We start from the raw sequence: 16,934 nt of genomic DNA on the forward strand, positions 1-16,934 counted from the left end.
CGTCTAGATCGCTGTGGAAGGGTATTAAATCGCCGATGTTCAGTGCGCGGACTACGCTCGCGCGAGTGGCTGTGCACTAAAAATAAAATAAGAATTTATGCGCATAAACGCCAACTCGGCATTTGCGCAGCGATCAGCCGTCCTGGCCGAGCCGGCGCCGCACGATTGCGGCGAGACGCTCCAGCGGCAAACTCGAGCCCGCGAGCGCGCTCACCTCGGGATAGTGCTCGCGCGCGATGTCCGTGAGCACCTGGCCGGGCGGCGCTTCGACCAGCACGCTCGCGCCCGACTCGATCATGACCGTGAGCGCGTCGTACCAGCGCACCGTGTAGCGCATATTGGTGGCGAGATCGGCGCGGACGGTGTCGGCGGTGTAGAGGGGCCTGCCGCCGCGATTGTCGACGTAGACGCTGCGCGGCGTACGAAACGGTATGTCGCGCGCCCACTCGGTGAGCGCATCGGCGGCATCGGCCAATAGTTCGCAATGCGAAGGAACGGCCACCGCGAGCCGTTGCGCCTTGCGCGCGCCAGCGGCGAGCGCGCGGGCCGCGAAGGCTTCGAGCGCGCCGTCGGCGCCGGCCACGACGATCTGGCGCGGCGCGTTGACGTTCGCCACGTACACTCGCTCGCCGCCTTCGCGCGCATGCGCATCGGCGAGCGTTTCGACCTGCGTCTCGCTCAGCCCCGCGACGGCCGTGAGGCCGTAGCCCGAGGGCCACGCGTTTTCCATCAACTCGGCGCGTTTGCGCACCATCCGCAGTGCGTCGCCAAACGCCAGGGCCTCGCAGCTTACCGCGGCCGCATAGGCGCCCACGGAAAGCCCTGCGCTGAATTGCGGCGCGAGTCCTTCGTGCGCGAGCGCACGCGCCACGGCCACGCCCGCGACCACGAGGCCGATCTGAACGGCAATCGTGGAGCGCAAGGCGTTGTCGCTATCGAGGGTGAGGACGTCGAAGCCGAGTGTCGCCGACGCCTCGTCGAGCGTCGCCCGCACGGCGTCGTGTTGCGGCAGCCTGTGGAGGAAGCCGGCGTTTTGCGCGCCCTGGCCCGGAAAGAGCAGGGCGAGCGTCATGCTGCTTGCCACGGGTCGGCGACAAGTTGCGCACCGCTGGAAGCGCGCGCGAGCACGCGCGGCTTGTGGGCAGCGAGTTCGGCGAGCGCGACACCGCCTGCGGGCGTTTCGAGTTGCGCGTCGATGCGTGTGCCTGCGCGGCTGGCGGCCTGCGCGAGCGTCTGCGCAAGCGACTCGATCGCCGCGCGTGAGACGCGTTGCGGCAGGCGAATCAGGATGTCGAGATCGCTCGATGCGGTGAGGGTGGGTACGCCCGTGGCGAGTTCGAAGCCGGCGCTGCCCGTTGGGCCCCAAACGTAACTGCGCAATGGCGAGGCGCCCGTGCGCAGGGTAGCAAGCGCGATGAACGCAGGCAGTGCGCGGCGTGCGCGAAGCGGCTCAACGCCGAGCAGATCCTCCGGACTGGTAGATGATTCGATATCCTCAGTATTGAGCCAGGTGCCGAAGCGCTCGGAACGTACGCTGCCGCGCACGCCCACAGCCACGAAACCCGCCGCCGCGCACGTGCGTCGCACGACCACCCAGGGCGCGCGCGCAAGCGCGCCGCGTACCCAATCCGGCTCGTCGCCTGATGGGGTATGGCGCGCGATGCGCAGCAGGTCGTGCGCGCGCCAGCGCGTGTCGTCCACGCGCGGCGCATCGGCAGCGAACAGCGGGGCGGCGCACACGCGCATCAGCTAGCGTCCCACTGTTGCGCCAGACGCTTGCGCACCTCGATCGATGCCGCACGCGTACGCTGCGCCGACGCGCCTTGCAGACGATGCGCGAGGCCGCTCTTGTCGCCGCGTGCTTCCCGCACCCTCTGTGCGAGCACATCGCGCACGCGTGCAATCTGCGCATCGCTCGGCGCGTCGGCATCGACGCCTTCGATCAACTCGTCGAGCAGACCGAGCTTCGCGAACGAAGCCATCGAATACGACATCGGCACGATCTTTTCGCCCAACTCGTCGAGGTCCTCGACGCTGCGCCGCGTGACCCGCGCCGCCGCTTCCTTGCCCATGGCGTGGACCATCGTGCCGGGCGCGTCGAGCGCGACGATGCGGTTGGCCTGATAGCCGTGCGCGAGGAACGCGCCCGACATGGCGGGCCCGGCGATCAGCGCCACTACGGGATGCCCCGCGAGCCGCGCGCTCGCGTAGGCGTCCACGGCCGAGGCGCAGGCGAGGTGAATGCCGAGCATCTCCTCGCGATAGCCGTAGGCCTGGCTCTTCACATCGACGATCGCAATGATGGGGCGGCGCTTGCCGCTCGCGGCGTCCTCGGCAATCGCTTCGCGCACCGCCTTCGCGAGACGCCAGCCCTGTTCGAGGCCCACCACGTTGTCGCGCGCACGCGGAAAGCGGTTCGCGGGATCGGGTGCGACGGTGATGAAGCGCGCGGTCTCGTCGTCGAGCGGCGCGTCGGCGTATTGCACGCACGCGCCTTGTGTGTCTACGCCCGCGAGGGCGCGCAGCCAGCGTACGCCGCGGCTCGTCGTCGTGTCGTTCATGCGTTTTCTCCGCGCAGGTTCAGGGGCGAAGCGGTGAACACCGCACGCATCGTTTCTGGGGTGACGCTGGCGGGATCGATCTGCGCGAGTTTCGCGAGCGTGGCGTCTACATCCGCCGAGCGCGGCGTGTGCGGCGCGCCTTGTGCAAACGCCGCGCGCACGGCGGCGCGCACGTCGTCCACGGCGTCTTCGACGAGCGCATCGGCGAAACCTGTTTGCGCGCGCTGCTCGCCGCCGATCAATTGCCACACCTGACGGCGATCGCTCGAATCGAGTTCCTCGATGCCGGCTTCCTGCTCGATCACCTCAGGGCCATTCATGCCGAGGCGGCCTTGCTTCGTCATCACGAGCGTCGAACACAGGGCCGCCGCGAGCGACATGCCGCCAAAACAACCCACCATGCCCGCGATCACGCCGACCACGGGCACATGCGCGCGCAACGCTACGATGGCCGACTGGATCTCCGCAATCACAGCGAGGCCGAGATTGGCCTCCTGCAAACGCACGCCACCGGTTTCGAACAGGATGACGGGCCGCACGATCTTGCCGCGCTCGCAGTCGGCGAGCGCCAGTTCGAGTGCGGCGGCGATCTTGCTGCCCGACACTTCGCCGATGCTGCCGCCCTGGAACGCCGATTCGATCGCGGCTACGACAGCGGGCTGCCCGTCGATGGTGCCGCGCGCGATCACTGCGCCGTCGTCGGCCTGGCAGACGATGCCCTGCAACGGCAGCCACGGCGATTCGATACGGTCGAAGGGCCCAAGAAGTTCTCGGAACGTGCCCGCGTCCAGCACGGCGGCCGCGCGTTCGCGCGCGCTCAATTCGATGAAGCTCTCGCGCAGCAGCGCGCCGGGCGTCAGTTGATTCGTGCTGCTCATGACTGCGCCTCCTGCGCGGCTTCCACGGCTTCCGCGAGACGGAGCGCCACCACGCCGGGCGTGGCGCCGAAGTCGTTGATCTCGATGAGCGCCGCGCCGTCGTAGCGCGTGAAGAAGCGGTCGAGCACGCTCTTCCAGATGTGGCTATAGCCGTCCACGCTCGTATGCACGACCACGCGTGCCTGCATGTCGCTCGCGGGCTGCAGCAGCACTTCGAGATCGCCCGAGCCCACCACGCCCACGTGGGCGCGCGTCGTCACGGCGCGTTGCGCCGGATAGTCGAATGTCAGTTGTTCCATGAAACCGTCCTTCCGCCCATGCGGTGCTGAACCAGTCTGTCGATGAAAAGCGTCGCGGCAAGCAGATCGGCCGCGCCACCCGGCGATGCGTTGAGTGCGAGCAACGCGCGTTCGAGCGCATCGAACGCGGCGCGGCCGGCTTGCGTGGCAAGGCCGCCCGCGTCCCGTACGCGCTGCGCACCCGCTCGAGCGGCCTCGCGCCCGGCGAGCCCCGCGCGATGCAGCACGCAGGTGTCGTCGAGCGAGGCCATGATCGCGAGCAAGGCGTCCACGCGCGCGTGGGCTTCGTCGTGGCCTCGCGCGCGCGCGGCGTGCAGTGCGGGCAGGCCCACGCGCACGACATGCGGAAAACCCTCTTGCGCTTCGCTGCGCGCACCGCCTACGTTGTAGCGCTGACGCACGCGCTCGCCGTTGCTTTGCACGGGCTGCGCGAGCAGGTCGTCGAAGCGCGCGATCTGCGCAGCCGTTTCGCAGATGTGCGCCGCGTGGGCAAATTCGCTGTCGCTGCTTTGCGGCGTATGCACGATCGCCGCGCCCGCCACCAGCAGACCGACAATCCAGATCGCGCCGCGATGCGCGTTGCTGCCTTGCGTCGCGCGCATCATCGCGGCTTCGCCGGCACGGCCGATGCGTGCGAGATCGGTGCGCAGCGCCGTGCCGGGCGCGGCCCGGCGCGAAGCGCGCGCGAGCGCTTCGAACGTGGGCTCGAGCGCATGCGCCGAGCGCAGCATCGTCGCGAGATCGAGATCGCTGTGCGCGCCGCTACCGCGTGCGTCCACGAGCGCGGGCTTGGGCGTGAGGCGCGCCTCTTCGATCAGCGCGTCGCGGGCGAAGCGGGCGAGCTGCGCGTCGCAGGAGGACGGCCGCGAGTCGCTGGCGCACGGGAGCCGCCGCGCGAGACCCGCCGAGCCCTCGGCAAGCACCGTAAGAGGAAGCGTACGCATCGCGCTTACCAGCTACGGAATCGGGCCGGCGGCGTATAGAGCCCGCCCGACCACGTCACCAGATCGTCGATGCTGCGTGCCGCGAGCAGCGAGCGCTTGGCTTCGCCGCGCAAAATGCCGAGATCCTCGGGGAACTGCACGATGCCGCGGCGGCGCAGTTCGTCGGTTTTCTGCTGCTGGGCGCGCAGGCCGATCGGCGTCACGCCCGCCACGGCCGCGAGCGCGGCGCGGCGCTCGTCGATGCCCTCTGCGCGATGCAGGTGCGCAATGCCTTCTTCGGTCACGACATGGCTCACGTCGTCGCCATAGATCATCACGGGCGCGACAGGCATGCCGCTCTTCTGGCCCACGGCGATGGCGTCGAGTTCGTCGACGAAGGTCGGCTCGCCGCCTTTCTTCCACGTTTCCGCCAGTTGCACAACGAGCTTGTGGCCGCGCGAAACCGGGCCGTTGTCCTTGAGCAGCTTGAGCCATGCTTCGCTCGCATGGCGCCGACCACGCGGATCGTGGCCCATGTTCGGCGCGCCGCCAAAGCCCGCGAGCCGGCCGCGCGTGACGGTGGACGAATTCGCGTCCGCGTCGATCTGCAGCGTCGAGCCGATGAAGAGATCCACTGCGTATTGCCCCGCGAGCTGGCACAGCACGCGGTTCGAGCGCAGGCTGCCGTCGCTGCCCGTGAAGAACACATCGGGCCGCGCGGCGATATAGGCTTCCATGCCCACTTCGCTGCCGAAGCAATGCACGCTTTCCACCCAGCCCGATTCGATCGCGGGAATCAGCGTGGGGTGCGGATTGAGCGTCCAGTTGCGGCAGATCTTGCCCCTGAGGCCCAGCGATTCGCCGTACGTGGGGAGCAGCAATTCGATCGCGGCGGTGTCGAAGCCGATACCGTGATTGAGCGCGGCGATGCCATAGGGCGCGTAAATGCCCTTGATGACCATCATCGCGGTGAGCACCTGCAAGTCGCCGATGTGGCGCGGATCGCGCGTAAAGAGCGGCTCGACCGCGAACGGGCGGTCGGCCTGCACGACCACGTCGACCCACGAGCCGGGAATGTCCACGCGCGGCAGTTCATCGACAATTTCGTTAACCTGAACGATCACGATGCCCTGGCTGAACGCGGCGGCCTCGGCGATGGTCGGCGTGTCTTCGGTGTTCGGGCCGGTGTAGAGATTGCCGTGGCGGTCGGCTTTCTCGGCGCACAGCAGCGCGACCTGGGGAATCAGGTCGACGAACATGCGTGCGTACAGCTCGACATAGGTATGGATCGCGCCCACTTCGAGCTGGCCGTCTTCGAGCAGTTGCGCGACGCGCAGGCTCTGCGGCCCCGCGAACGCGAAGTCCACGCGGTGCGCGATGCCGCGCTCGAACAGCGTCAGATGCTCGGGGCGGCTGATGCTCGAAATGAGCAGGTGAACGTTGTTGACCTTGGCCGGATCGGCCTTGGCCAGCGAGCGCGAGAGGAAGTCGGCCTGCTTCTGGTTGTCGCCTTCGAGCGCGACGCGGTCGCCCGGGCGGATCAGCAGTTCGAGCGCATCGGTCATGCGCGAGGCGGGCAGGACGCCGTCTTCGAGCCAGCCCGACACGGCGGCGAGGCGGCGGGCCTTGTCGTCGCGGCGCGTGGTCCACGAACGCGGCGCGAGGTCAGGCGAGGTTGGCGTATCAGCTTGAGGCTTCATCGGCAGTTCGGCTCCGTGAGCGGGAAGAGGCGGCGCGTGGTTTTGCGGCGGCAGTTTGCACCAAAGGTGGCACTGAAGTTGCCACTGCAGGCAGCGCGGCGCGCTCGGTCAGGAAACGGTAGATGAGTTCGCCCGTGCCGAGCAGGTGCTCGGCCACGAGCTTTTGCGCGGTGGGCACGTCGCCGCGCTTCACGGCGGCGAGAATTTCGGCGTGCTCACTATCGGATTCGCCCTTGTATTCGGGAAAGCCGAATTTCAGGCGCAGATAGCGTTCGCCGCGGCGATGCAGGGCCGTGAGCATCTCCATGAGCTGCGGGCGGCCGGCGGGCGCGTAGAGGTTCATGTGAAAAGCCTCGTTGCGCGCGACATAGAGCGACGGATCGCGTTCGCGTTTCGCGGCGGCGGCCAGCGCGGTCACTTCGCGCAGCGTGGCGCTCGTGTGATTCGGAATGGCGAGGCCGAGCGCGAGGCTTTCGAGCGCGGAGCGGATCTCGTAGATCTCGCGCGCTTCGTCGGCGGAGAGCGAGGCCACGCTCGCGCCCTTGTTTACCTCGATCTTCGCCCAGCCTTCGCTCGCGAGCTGGCGCAGCGCCTCGCGCACGGGGATCGCGCTGACCGAGAAATGCCGCGCGATCGCGTCCTGGCGCAGCGGCGCATTGGGCGCGAGCTTGCCCTCGACGATCGCGCTGCGCAGGGCGTCGGCGATCATGCGCGGAGTGCTGGTGCGAGGCGCTGCCGCGCCTTCCAGGGGAAAACCATTCGTTGCGTCGCTCATGAGATCAAATATTATATATAAAACGACCAAGGCGAAAGCCTCGAAAACCCGCAACGCAGAAACACCAGATTCACTATAGACGGGTAAGAAGAACGGGGGCTTACAGGGAGTTCCTGAAGAGGGCCGGCACTGCCGCGGCCTGCATTTCCGCGTTTCGCGGCGTGCGTGCGCATCTTGCTGCGTGGGCTGGCGAGGCATCAATGGAGAGAGGAGCATCATGAATTCGATCACCGAGTCCGCACGGCGAACTCGCACCAAGACACCGCTCAACCGGTCGCAGATCGCCGGTTTCTGGGGCGCCTGGGCAGGCTGGACGCTCGACGGGATGGACTCGTTCATCTACGCACTCGTGCTCACGCCCGCGCTCACGGAGCTGCTGCCGCGCTCGGGCTATGAGGCGAGTGCGGCGAACATCGGGCTTGCCGGCTCGATCCTGTTCGCGCTCTTCCTCGTGGGTTGGGGGCTGTCCTTCATCTGGGGGCCGCTTGCGGACCGCTTCGGGCGCACGCGCGTGCTGGCCGGCACCATCTTCATGTTTGCGATCTTCACGGGACTTTCGGCTACCGCGCAGAGCGTCTGGTCGCTCGGCATCTATCGCTTTCTCGCGGGCGTGGGCATCGGCGGGGAGTGGGCGCTCGCGGGCACTTACGTGGCCGAATCGTGGCCCGAAGACCGTCGCAAGATGGGCGCGGGCTATCTGCAGACGGGGTACTACGCGGGCTTCTTCATTGCGGCCGCGCTCAATTACACGGTCGGCGTGCACTTCGGCTGGCGCGCCATGTTCCTCACGGGTGCGGTGCCGGTGGTGGTGGCCATTCTCGTGCTCACGCGTGTGGAGGAGCCGGCCAAGTGGCAGAAGTCGGAGGCGAGCCATGTGCACCGCGGCCACCCGCTGCGTGAAATCTTCGGCGATGTCTACCGCCTGCGCACCGTGGTGGCGTGCGCGCTGCTGACCATCGCGATCATCGGGTTGTGGGCAGGCGCGGTTTATGAACCGTCCGCCGTGATCCAGCTGGCGACGAAGGCGGGTGCGAACAAGGCCGAGGCGATCCGTACGGCTTCTATCGCCACCGGTATCCTGTCGATCGGCACGATTCTGGGTTGTCTCGCACTGCCGCCCATGGCCGAGCGCATCGGCCGCAGGTGGACGCTTGCCGTCTATTTCGCTGGCATGGCCGTGACGATCGCGGCGAGCTTCGGCTGGGCGTTCTACCTGCAGAACGGGCTCGTGCCGTTCATCGCGCTGCTCTTCGTTCTGGGCTTCTTCGGCGGCAACTTCGCGCTGTTCAGCCTGTGGCTGCCTGAACAGTTCGAAACGCGTGTGCGTGCTACGGCGTTCGCGTTCTGCACGTCGTTTGGCCGCTTCTTGGGCGCGGGCGTGAACTTCCTGCTGGGCGCGGCCGTGCTGCGTATGCATACGCTCGGCGTGCCGGTGGCGCTCACGGCGCTGGCCTTCGTTCTCGGGCTTCTGATCATTCCGTTCGCGCCGGAAACGAAGGGTCAAACGCTGCCTTCATGAGCCCGATATGCGGCGCGTTGGTTAGCGCCGCGCCTTCACGAGCCTCGGCGGCAACAGGCGCCAGCCGAGATTGACCCCGAGGCTCGCCGCCACGATCAGCGCCATGCCCGCAAGCTGCGGCACACTCAGTGCGCGACCGTAGACGATCGCATCGACGGCGATCGCAGTGAGCGGATATACGAACAGCAGCACGGCGATCACGGGCGTGGTCAACATCGGCAGCGCGCCGTAGATCAGCACGTACGATAGCCCCGTGTGCAGCACCCCCATGCCCACGAGCCAGCCCCATTGCGTGGCCGAGATATGCACGAGTTCGAGCGGCGCAAAAAATGGCGCGATGAGCGGCAGGCACACGGAGCCCACCACGCATTGCGTCAGCGTGAGCAGATGCGGGCGAAAGTTGCGCAGGCTCTTGGCGATCAGTGTGACGCTCGCATAGAGCACTGAACCGCCCAGCGACTCGCCAATGCCGATCATGTAGCTCGTGCGATCGGCCACATGGGCTTCGGCGAGCACGCCGGAAGCGAGCACGAGCCCCACGAACGCGATGCCGATCCAGCCCAGCCGGTCGGCGCCGAGCCGCTCATGAAAGATCGCCGCGCCCATCAGCACGACCCAGAACGGCTGCACATGGAACACGACCGTCGAAACGGCAATGCTCGTGCGATGGATCGCGTCGAAGAAAGCCACCCACTGCGTGACCATCAGCACGCCTGAAATCACCGCGAGCGTGAGCGTGCGGCGCGTGAACTGCCGCGGCGAGAGCCAGCCCTTGTACGCGCAGTACCCGGCGAGCGCGAGCATGCCGAAAAAGCAGCGGAAGAACACGAGCGTGAGGGCGCCGAGACGCGCCTCCTCGACGAACACGCCGATCGTGCCCATCAGGAGGCCGCCGCCCGCGAGCATGAAGACGCCTTGCTGACGGTTGCCGTGATGTTCGGATTGCATGGCCGGAGCGGGGGGATCGAAAGGGGTTGGAGACAGGTTAAGTATTCGCCGGTTGCGGGGCGCGGGCAAACGAATTAAATTGAAGAATTCCATCAACGCAGCTTATGAATAGGCCGCTACCCGGCCACCCAGCGTATGAACCCCGAATTCGACATCGATTTGCTGCGCACCTTCGCCGCCGTCGCGGACGCGGGCAGCTTCACGAAGGGTGCCGTGGCCGTGCATCGATCGCAGGCGGCGGTGAGCATGCAGGTCAAGCGGCTCGAGCAGATGCTCGGCACCACGCTATTTACGCGCGATACGCGCAATCTCGCGCTCACGCGCCCGGGCAACACGCTGCTCGAATATGCGCGGCGCGCGCTCGATCTGCAGGAGGAGGCGTGGGCGGCGCTGGTGCGGCCCGAGGTGACGGGGCGCGTGGTGCTCGGCGCGCCTGACGACTATATGGCGTCGCTGCTGTCACCGGTGTTGCGGCGCTTCTCGACGCTCTATCCGCATGTGGAGATCGAGATCGTCTGTGCGCAGAGCGTCGCGCTCGGGCCGATGCTGGCGGACAACAAGATCGACATCGCGTTCGTCACGCGTGACCGCAAGATGCGCGGCGAGTTCGTGCGCGCCGAGGAGATGGTCTGGGTGGGGTCCGCCACCGACCCCGCGCCGCTTGCCATGTCGCCGTTGCCGGTGGGGCTCTACGAGCATGGCAGCGTGGCGCGCGCGCATACCGTGGCGGCGCTCGACGGCGCGCACATCCGCTACCGCGCTGCATATAGCAGTGCGAGCTTGATGGGTTTGACGGCGACGGTGGAGGCGGGCATTGCGATCGTCGCGCTCACGCGCTGCAGCGTGCCGGCGCGCTTCGCGATCCTCGGCGAGGCGCAGGGTCTGCCGAAGATCGAGCCACTGGAAATCGTGGTGGCGCGCAGTGTCAAATCGAACCGGCCGACTTGCGACTACCTCGCGCAGCAGATGGTGCAGGACCTTTCGGTGCCGCGTCAGCGCGGATAGACGCTCACTTCTCCGCCCACCGCGAGCCGCACGCGCTCGCCTTCGCGCGGCGTGCGATAGCCGGGCACGCGCGCTCGGACCGTTGCGTGCGCATCGATCAATTGCAGCGTGAGCGCGGCGTCCTGGCCCTGGAAGGTGATGGCCTGCACCACCGCTTCGAGCGCGCCGTCGCGCTGGTCGGTTTCGGGGAGCACGTCGATCTGCTCGGGGCGCAGCATCACATCCACGGCGCCTTCTGCCGCATGCTGGTCTGGCTGGATCGGCAGCGCGCCGAGCACGCAATGCGCCCGCCCGTTGGCCACCGTTCCCCGTAGTAGCACCGCCTCGCCGATGAAGGCCGCGAGTTCGCGCGTGGCCGGGCGGCGATACAGCGTTTGCGGCGGCCCGCTCTGCAGCAGCTTGCCGCGCCACAGCACGGCGACCTCGTGGCCGAGCGAGAGCGCCTCGGCCTGGTCGTGCGTGACGAGCACGGCGGTCGCGCCGGCAGCGGCGAGCGCGCGCGCCACGGCTTCGCGCGTTTCGACGCGCAGCGCGGCATCGAGCGACGAGAATGGTTCGTCAAGCATCACGAGGCCGGGCGAGGGCGCGAGCGCGCGAGCGAGCGCCACGCGCTGCTGCTGGCCACCCGAGAGCTGTTGCGGCGCGCGCAAAGCATAGGATTCCGGAAGACCGACGAGTTCGAGCAATTCGGCCACGCGATGCTGCGCGCGCCGCTGCGCACGCGGCAGGCCGAACACGATGTTCTCGGCAACCGTGAGGTGCGGAAAGAGCGCACCCTCTTGCGGCACGTAGCCGATATGACGTTGCTCGGTCGGCAGATGCAGCCGGTCTGCGGCGACGCGGCGGCCGTCGATCTCGATCGTGCCGGCGTCGGCGCGTTCGAAGCCGCACAGCACGCGCAGCAGCGTGGTCTTGCCGCTGCCCGACGGCCCGAGCAGCGCGACGAGCGAACCCGAGCGCACGGAAAGATCGATGCCGTGCAGGACCGGATGGCCGTCGAAGGCCTTTTTCAGGCCGGAAATGCGAAGTGTGCTCATGGGCTAACTTGGGGCTAACTTTCGGGCTAACTGAGGCTCAGGCGTCGTCGGGCGGCGCGTTGATCGTATCGACCGGCATATTGACCGTTGCATGGCCCGCGAGCGCGGAGCGGCCCGCAAACGCGAACAGCAGACCCGAAGCGGCGAGCGAAAGTGCGGTGAGGAGCGCGGCATAGGGCGCGGCGGCCGCGAAGGCGAGCGTCGAGGTGTCGGTCCAGACCTGCGTGGCGAGCGTGTGCGTGCCGATGGGCGCGAGCAGCAGCGTGGCGTTCAGTTCGGTGACCACCGAGATGAATACCATCGAGGCCGCCGCGCCGAGGCCGGGACCCGCGAGCGGCAGCACGACGCGGCGCAACGTTGCGAACCATCCCAGGCCGAGCGCGCGCGCCGTATCTTCGAGGCGCTGCTGTGCTTGCAGGAGCGCCGCGCGCACACTAACGAGAGCCAGCGGCAGACAGAGGATCGCGTACGCCGTAATCAGCAGCGTGGTGCCCTGGTAGAGCGGTTCGAGCGCGCGCACCGCGAGGGAAACGATGGCAAGCGCAATGACGAGACCGGGCACGCCCTGCGCGATGAAGGCCGTGCGTTCGAGAAACGTGGCGGCGCGGCCGGGATGGCGCGCGAGCAAATACGCGAGCGGCAGCGCGAGCAGCGTGGTGAAAAACGCGGCCGTGAGTCCGAGGCGCAGCGAGGCGAACGTGGTCGAAACCAGCAACTCAGGCGAGACATCGGCGGGCGTGATCGCGGCGGCGCCGGGCTGCGTGAGCCAGTAGCCGATCATCGCGAGCGGCACGCCTAGCGTCGCCACATTGAGCGCGACGAAACCCGCCGCCATAGGCCAGCGCCAGCGGCCGAGCGCATGGCGCACGCTCACGCGGCGCGCGCCGCGATCCACGCGCTCGTAGCGCGCGCGTCCGCGCACGCGGAACTCGAGCACGAGGCACACGAGGCAGAGCAGGATCAGCACGCAGGCCAGCAGCGAGGCGCCGCCGCCATCGAAGCTCGTGCGGTATTCCGCGTAGATTTCGGTGGTGAACGTGCGAAAGCGCAGCAGCGTGAATGCGCCGAATTCGGAGAGCACGCCAAGCGCGACGAGCAGCATCGAGCCGAACAGCGCGGGACGCAGTTGCGGCAGCACGACGCGCACGAAAACAGCCCAGCGGTTGCAGCCGAGCGCGCGCGCCGATTCTTCGAGTGCGGGATCGAGGCCGCGCAGCGCGGCGGCCACGGGCAAATAGACGAGCGGGAAGTAGGCCGTCGTGATGACGATGAACGCGCCGAGGAAGTCCTGCAAATCGAGGCTCAGCGAGACCCACGCGTAGCTGGTGACGAACGCGGGCATGGCGAGCGGCGCGGCGGCGAGGAGCGCCCAGGCGCGCCGCCCCGGCACGTCGGTACGCTCGACGAGCCACGCCACCGCGGTGCCGAGCACAGCACAGGCGAGCGTGGCCGAAACGGTAATCGAGAGCGTGTTGACGAGCAACTCGCCAACCAGCGGCCGGAAGATCAGTTCGGCGGCGTCGGCCAGACCAAAGGACAGCGCGCGCCAGAACGTCAGCGCGAGCGGCAGCAGCACCAGCAGCGGGCCGAGCGCGGCGGCGGCGAAGAGCGCTCGCGGCGCACGCCGCCGCGCGCGCAGGGGCGGGACCCCCGCGACATCGACTTGATGAGACTTTGGCACGGCTTGCGCCGTCGTCACTGCTTCGCTCACGATATTGCTTGTACTCGATGCCGATTACAGCAGGCCAGCCTGACGCAGCAGCTTGCCCGCCTGGCTGTCGTCGCCGAGCTGCTGGATGGTCAGCGCGGGCGGCTTCAGCTGGTCGAACGGCTTGTTGATGGGGTCGCTCTCCACGCCGGGACGCAGCGGGTACTCGTAGCTGATGTGGTCCTGCGCCATCAGCTTCTGCGCGCGCTCGCTCACGAGGTAGGCGAGGAACTTTTGCGCACCGTCCACATTGCGCGCGGACTTCATCACGGCGGCACCCGAAACATTGACGAGCGCGCCCACGTCGCCATCGGCGAAGTGCGCGACGGCGCTTTGCGTCTTCTTGTCGCCGATCTCGGCGTGCAGGCGGTCCCAGTAGTAGTTGTTGATGATGCCGGTGGCGACCGCGCCGCGATTCACGGCAGCGACCACGCCTTCGTCGTCGTCGAAGATCTGCGAGTTGGTCTTGAGACCCTTGAGCCATTCGAGCGTGGCGGCCTCGCCCTTCATGGCGAGCACGGCGTCGACGAGCGGCAGGAAGTCGGCGTCGCTCGGCGCGATGCCGACCTTGCCCTTCCATTCGGGTTTGGCGAGATCGAAAATCGACTTCGGCAATTGCGCGGGCTGCACCTTGGCCGTGTTGTACGCAAGCACGTTCTCGCGCGCGGTCACGCCCACCCATTGCCCTTGCGGTGAGTTGAAGCGTTCGGGCACGACCGCCAGCGTCGCTTTCTGCACGGGGGCGAGCAGACCCTTTTCTTCCAGCAGCATCAGTTCAGGCGAGTTCTCCGTGAAGTAGACGTCAGCGGGCGTCTTTTCGCCTTCGGCGACGAGCTGGGCCGCGAGCGCCGGGCCTTCGCCGCTGCGGATCTTCACGTCGATGCCGGTCTGCTGCTGGAAGTCTTTCGCAAGCTGGTTCACGACCTGCTCGTGCTGTGCGTTGTAGAGCGTGATCGAGGCCGCGTGCGCGGCGAGCGGCAGCATGCCGGCAAGCGCGAGCGAGAGGGTGGCGGCGCACAGCGGCGCGCGCATCATGGATAATTTCATATTGCTTCGTTGTCCGTTGTTATCGATTGAACTAAAGCGATCTCAGGCGCTGAACAGCTCCGCGCCGATGAACGAGCCCGCCTTCGCGCCGGGCGGGCACGCGAAGATCGCGCTGCCCACGTGCGTCGTGAACTGGTTCATCATGTCGAACTTCGCGAGCTTTTCGTTGATCGGAATGAAGCCCGTACGCGGGTCGCCCTGGTGGGCAATGAAGATGAGGCCCGCGTCATATTCGGTTTCCTGGCGCCACGGCGGCCAGCGCTCGATGTAGAAGTCCGTGCTGTCGTTGTACGAGTACGAGCGGCGCAGGATTTGCGCGCCGTTGTTCGACGCGCGATTCGAGAGACGCACGTGCGAGTTCTCGGGAATCTGCGGATTGCCGTCCTTGTCTTGCGCCTCGAGATCGACGTTGTCGAACTCCTTCATCTGGCCGAGAGGCGCGCCGCTGTATTTGTGGCGGCCGAACACCTGCTCCTGGAAGCCCAGTTCCATCTGGTCCCAGTGCTCCAGCGTGATGCGGATGCGGCGCACCACGGTATAGGTGCCGCCCTGCATCCAGGGCGCGTCGGCGGCGGTGGCCCAGACGAACTGGTTCATCGCCTTCGGGTCCGTGGTCGGCGGGTTGTTCGTGCCGTCCTTGAAGCCCATGAGGTTGCGCGGTGTTTGCGCGCGCGGGCCCGAGAGAAAGCCCGCCTGGCCCCAGCGCATCGTCAGGATTCCATAGCCTTGGCGCGCGAGCTGGCGCACCGCGTGGAAAGCGACTTGCGCATCGTTGGCGCACGCCTGCACGAAGAGATCGCCGCCGGTTTTTTGCGCGATCAGCTGGTCGCCGTTGAAGCGGGGCAGGTCGACGAGCGCGGCGGGGCGCTTGTGCGCGAGACCGTAGCGATCCTTGTCCTGCGACGTGAAGAGACCGGGGCCGAAGCCGAAGGTGACCGTGAGGCCCGCCGGGCCGAGGCCCAGCACGTCGCCGGAGTCGGCCGCGGGGTGGTCGTCGCCGGTGTAGTCGAGCGCGGCAGCGGGCTGCGCCTGGCTCATGCGCGCCGCAGACTCGGTCCACTTGCGCAGCAGGTTGATGACGTCGTCGCGCGAGGTCGTCGTGAGGTCGAAGGCCGCGACATACGTGTGCGCCTGCTGCGGCGTCACGATGCCGCCCTGGTGCTCGCCGTAGAACGGCTCGACGGCGAGCATCGGGTCGGCGGGCATCGCGTGATGCTTTGCCTCGGCGGCCTGGGCGAGGCCGCTCGTGGCCGCGCCTGCGCCGAGGCTCGCGCCGAGCGCGGCGCCGGCTTTCAGGAAGCCGCGACGCGCGGGGCGCGATGGTTGGTTAGGGGTATCGTCGGAGGACATGATTATTTAGCCAGCACGAGAGTGTTTACGTCGTCTTCCACGTAGTAGAAGCCGTCGCCTGCCGGGGTCAGCGCGATGCCGAACAGGTCGCCGTTGCCCGGAGGCGTTTGCGCCTTGTCCGTATCGATCCAGCGCGCGTACATCTGCTTTGCCGCGGCCGGGTCGATCTCGACGACCTGGCCGTTCAAGGCATTCGTCACGAGCAGGTGGCCCTGCGGCGTGGTGATCATGGCGAGCGGACGGTGCAGCAGGCCGTCGGCGGTGAGCTGGCGGCCGACGCCCGCGCTCGTGTCGCGCGTGAGCGGGTCTTCGATCACGTTGATACGGTTGCCGATCGCGTCGGACACGTAGAGCAGCTTGTTGTCCGCCGAAAGCGCGAGGCCGGTCGGGCCAACGAGGAAAACGCCCTTGTCCGCCTGCGCGCCGAAGCCGCTCGCGACCACGGTTTCGCTCTTCAGGACCGGCGCCTGGCCGCTCGGGATGTCGAGGTCGAGGCGCAGCACCGTGGCCTGCTTGAACACGGGCGGATTGCCGTCCGCGCCGCCCACGCCGAAGCCCGCGTTGCTCACGAACAGCGTGGCGTGGTCGCCGTTGTCGACCACGGCCATGTTGCCCCACGGGTCATTGATGTTGGGACTGCTGATGACCTTGGCAATCTTGCCGCTGCTGTCGAGCACGATCATGCAGCCCGCGCCCTTGGTGCCGGTCGTGCCGTCGTTGCTCGGCGTGCTACCCACGATGACCCAGCCCGACTTGAGCATCGTCATCGCGGTCGAAAGGCCGACGCCGCCCGGGCACTCCTTGAGATCGCGCGGAATCGTCGCGAACAGCGACATCTGCTTCGTGTCGGGGCGATAGTCGATGATCGTGCTGCCGGTGCCCTGCAGGTTGGCCGCGTTGTTGAAGTTGTCGACCAGCACGTCGCCTTCTTTCACCGCGCCGGAGGAAACCGGCGCGACGAAGATCGCATACGGGTTCTGGTCGCCATTGTCGGGCACGGTGTTGATGAGCGTGGTGTGATGCTTGACGGTCTCGAGCAGGCCCTGCGGGTCGGCGTGAGCGGCGAGCGGCGCGCCGGCGAGCGCCGCCGCGGCGGCAAGCGCGAGCGCGGAGCGGACCGCGTGGGCCGTGCATTGCAGGAGCGTGCGCGTAGCGTGTTTCATACTGAATCTCCGTGCCTCGCG

General features: G+C 67.6%; 16 protein-coding genes. 2 read left to right on the forward strand and 14 right to left on the reverse strand.

All coding sequences use genetic code 11. From position 1 onward, the window contains the following. Positions 1-133 precede the first annotated feature (133 nt). The 8 genes from mdcH to AB4Y36_RS37065 are packed head-to-tail and all read right to left on the reverse strand — an operon-like array spanning position 134 to position 7,136. Positions 134-1,072, reverse strand: a complete 939-nt coding sequence (gene mdcH / locus AB4Y36_RS37030) for a malonate decarboxylase subunit epsilon (protein ID WP_368685590.1) — start codon at positions 1,070-1,072, stop codon at positions 134-136. After that, the gene (locus AB4Y36_RS37035) at positions 1,069-1,746 is read right to left on the reverse strand and encodes a malonate decarboxylase holo-ACP synthase (RefSeq protein ID WP_368685591.1); all 678 of its coding nucleotides are present in this window, start codon (positions 1,744-1,746) and stop codon (positions 1,069-1,071) included. Before AB4Y36_RS37035 ends, mdcH begins: the two co-directional genes overlap by 4 nt. Further along, a complete protein-coding gene (gene mdcE / locus AB4Y36_RS37040; protein WP_368685592.1) occupies positions 1,746-2,561 on the reverse strand; it encodes a biotin-independent malonate decarboxylase subunit gamma in 816 nt (271 codons plus the stop codon). Before mdcE ends, AB4Y36_RS37035 begins: the two co-directional genes overlap by 1 nt. Beyond that, positions 2,558-3,439, reverse strand: a complete 882-nt coding sequence (locus tag AB4Y36_RS37045; RefSeq protein WP_069268717.1) for a biotin-independent malonate decarboxylase subunit beta — start codon at positions 3,437-3,439, stop codon at positions 2,558-2,560. The genes mdcE and AB4Y36_RS37045 overlap by 4 nt, the downstream gene beginning before the upstream one ends. Then, positions 3,436-3,738 carry a malonate decarboxylase subunit delta gene (locus AB4Y36_RS37050; protein WP_042265098.1) on the reverse strand — a complete coding sequence of 101 codons (303 nt, stop codon included), beginning with the start codon at positions 3,736-3,738 and terminating at the stop codon, positions 3,436-3,438. The genes AB4Y36_RS37045 and AB4Y36_RS37050 overlap by 4 nt, the downstream gene beginning before the upstream one ends. Next, positions 3,726-4,682: a triphosphoribosyl-dephospho-CoA synthase gene (locus AB4Y36_RS37055; RefSeq protein WP_342950238.1), complete on the reverse strand. Its 957-nt coding sequence runs from the start codon at positions 4,680-4,682 to the stop codon at positions 3,726-3,728. The genes AB4Y36_RS37050 and AB4Y36_RS37055 overlap by 13 nt, the downstream gene beginning before the upstream one ends. Positions 4,683-4,687: 5 nt before the next feature. Then, complete coding sequence (mdcA, locus tag AB4Y36_RS37060) at positions 4,688-6,361, reverse strand: malonate decarboxylase subunit alpha (RefSeq protein WP_069268719.1); 1,674 nt, start codon at positions 6,359-6,361, stop codon at positions 4,688-4,690. After that, positions 6,345-7,136: a GntR family transcriptional regulator gene (locus tag AB4Y36_RS37065; protein ID WP_368685593.1), complete on the reverse strand. Its 792-nt coding sequence runs from the start codon at positions 7,134-7,136 to the stop codon at positions 6,345-6,347. The genes mdcA and AB4Y36_RS37065 overlap by 17 nt, the downstream gene beginning before the upstream one ends. Before the next feature lie 217 nt (positions 7,137-7,353). Here AB4Y36_RS37065 and AB4Y36_RS37070 point away from each other — a divergent pair, with 217 nt between their 5' ends. Further along, on the forward strand, positions 7,354-8,655 hold the full coding sequence (locus AB4Y36_RS37070; protein WP_368685594.1) for an MFS transporter: 1,302 nt from the start codon (positions 7,354-7,356) through the stop codon (positions 8,653-8,655). Positions 8,656-8,676: 21 nt separating this feature from the next. Here AB4Y36_RS37070 and AB4Y36_RS37075 read toward each other — a convergent pair whose 3' ends face one another. Beyond that, the gene (locus AB4Y36_RS37075; protein ID WP_368685595.1) at positions 8,677-9,603 is read right to left on the reverse strand and encodes a DMT family transporter; all 927 of its coding nucleotides are present in this window, start codon (positions 9,601-9,603) and stop codon (positions 8,677-8,679) included. Positions 9,604-9,738: 135 nt separating this feature from the next. Here AB4Y36_RS37075 and AB4Y36_RS37080 point away from each other — a divergent pair, with 135 nt between their 5' ends. After that, a complete protein-coding gene (locus tag AB4Y36_RS37080; RefSeq protein WP_069268722.1) occupies positions 9,739-10,608 on the forward strand; it encodes a LysR family transcriptional regulator in 870 nt (289 codons plus the stop codon). Here AB4Y36_RS37080 and AB4Y36_RS37085 read toward each other — a convergent pair. The 5 genes from AB4Y36_RS37085 to AB4Y36_RS37105 form a co-directional block, all read right to left on the reverse strand. Then, positions 10,596-11,645 (reverse strand): ABC transporter ATP-binding protein, encoded by a 1,050-nt coding sequence (locus AB4Y36_RS37085; protein ID WP_368685596.1) that lies wholly within the window; start codon positions 11,643-11,645, stop codon positions 10,596-10,598. The two genes, AB4Y36_RS37080 and AB4Y36_RS37085, sit on opposite strands and share 13 nt — an antisense overlap. 37 nt (positions 11,646-11,682) lie before the next feature. After that, positions 11,683-13,326: an iron ABC transporter permease gene (locus tag AB4Y36_RS37090; protein ID WP_342950265.1), complete on the reverse strand. Its 1,644-nt coding sequence runs from the start codon at positions 13,324-13,326 to the stop codon at positions 11,683-11,685. Positions 13,327-13,380: 54 nt separating this feature from the next. Further along, positions 13,381-14,337, reverse strand: a complete 957-nt coding sequence (locus tag AB4Y36_RS37095) for an iron ABC transporter substrate-binding protein (RefSeq protein ID WP_368685610.1) — start codon at positions 14,335-14,337, stop codon at positions 13,381-13,383. Between the two features lie 105 nt (positions 14,338-14,442). After that, positions 14,443-15,750: an iron uptake transporter deferrochelatase/peroxidase subunit gene (efeB, locus tag AB4Y36_RS37100; protein WP_368685597.1), complete on the reverse strand. Its 1,308-nt coding sequence runs from the start codon at positions 15,748-15,750 to the stop codon at positions 14,443-14,445. A gap of 2 nt (positions 15,751-15,752) precedes the next feature. Continuing rightward, positions 15,753-16,913 carry a hypothetical protein gene (locus AB4Y36_RS37105; RefSeq protein WP_368685598.1) on the reverse strand — a complete coding sequence of 387 codons (1,161 nt, stop codon included), beginning with the start codon at positions 16,911-16,913 and terminating at the stop codon, positions 15,753-15,755. Positions 16,914-16,934: the final 21 nt, after the last annotated feature.

It is taken from the genome of Paraburkholderia sp. BR10936 (assembly GCF_040965735.1).
Classification (GTDB): Bacteria; Pseudomonadota; Gammaproteobacteria; order Burkholderiales; family Burkholderiaceae; genus Paraburkholderia; species Paraburkholderia nodosa_A.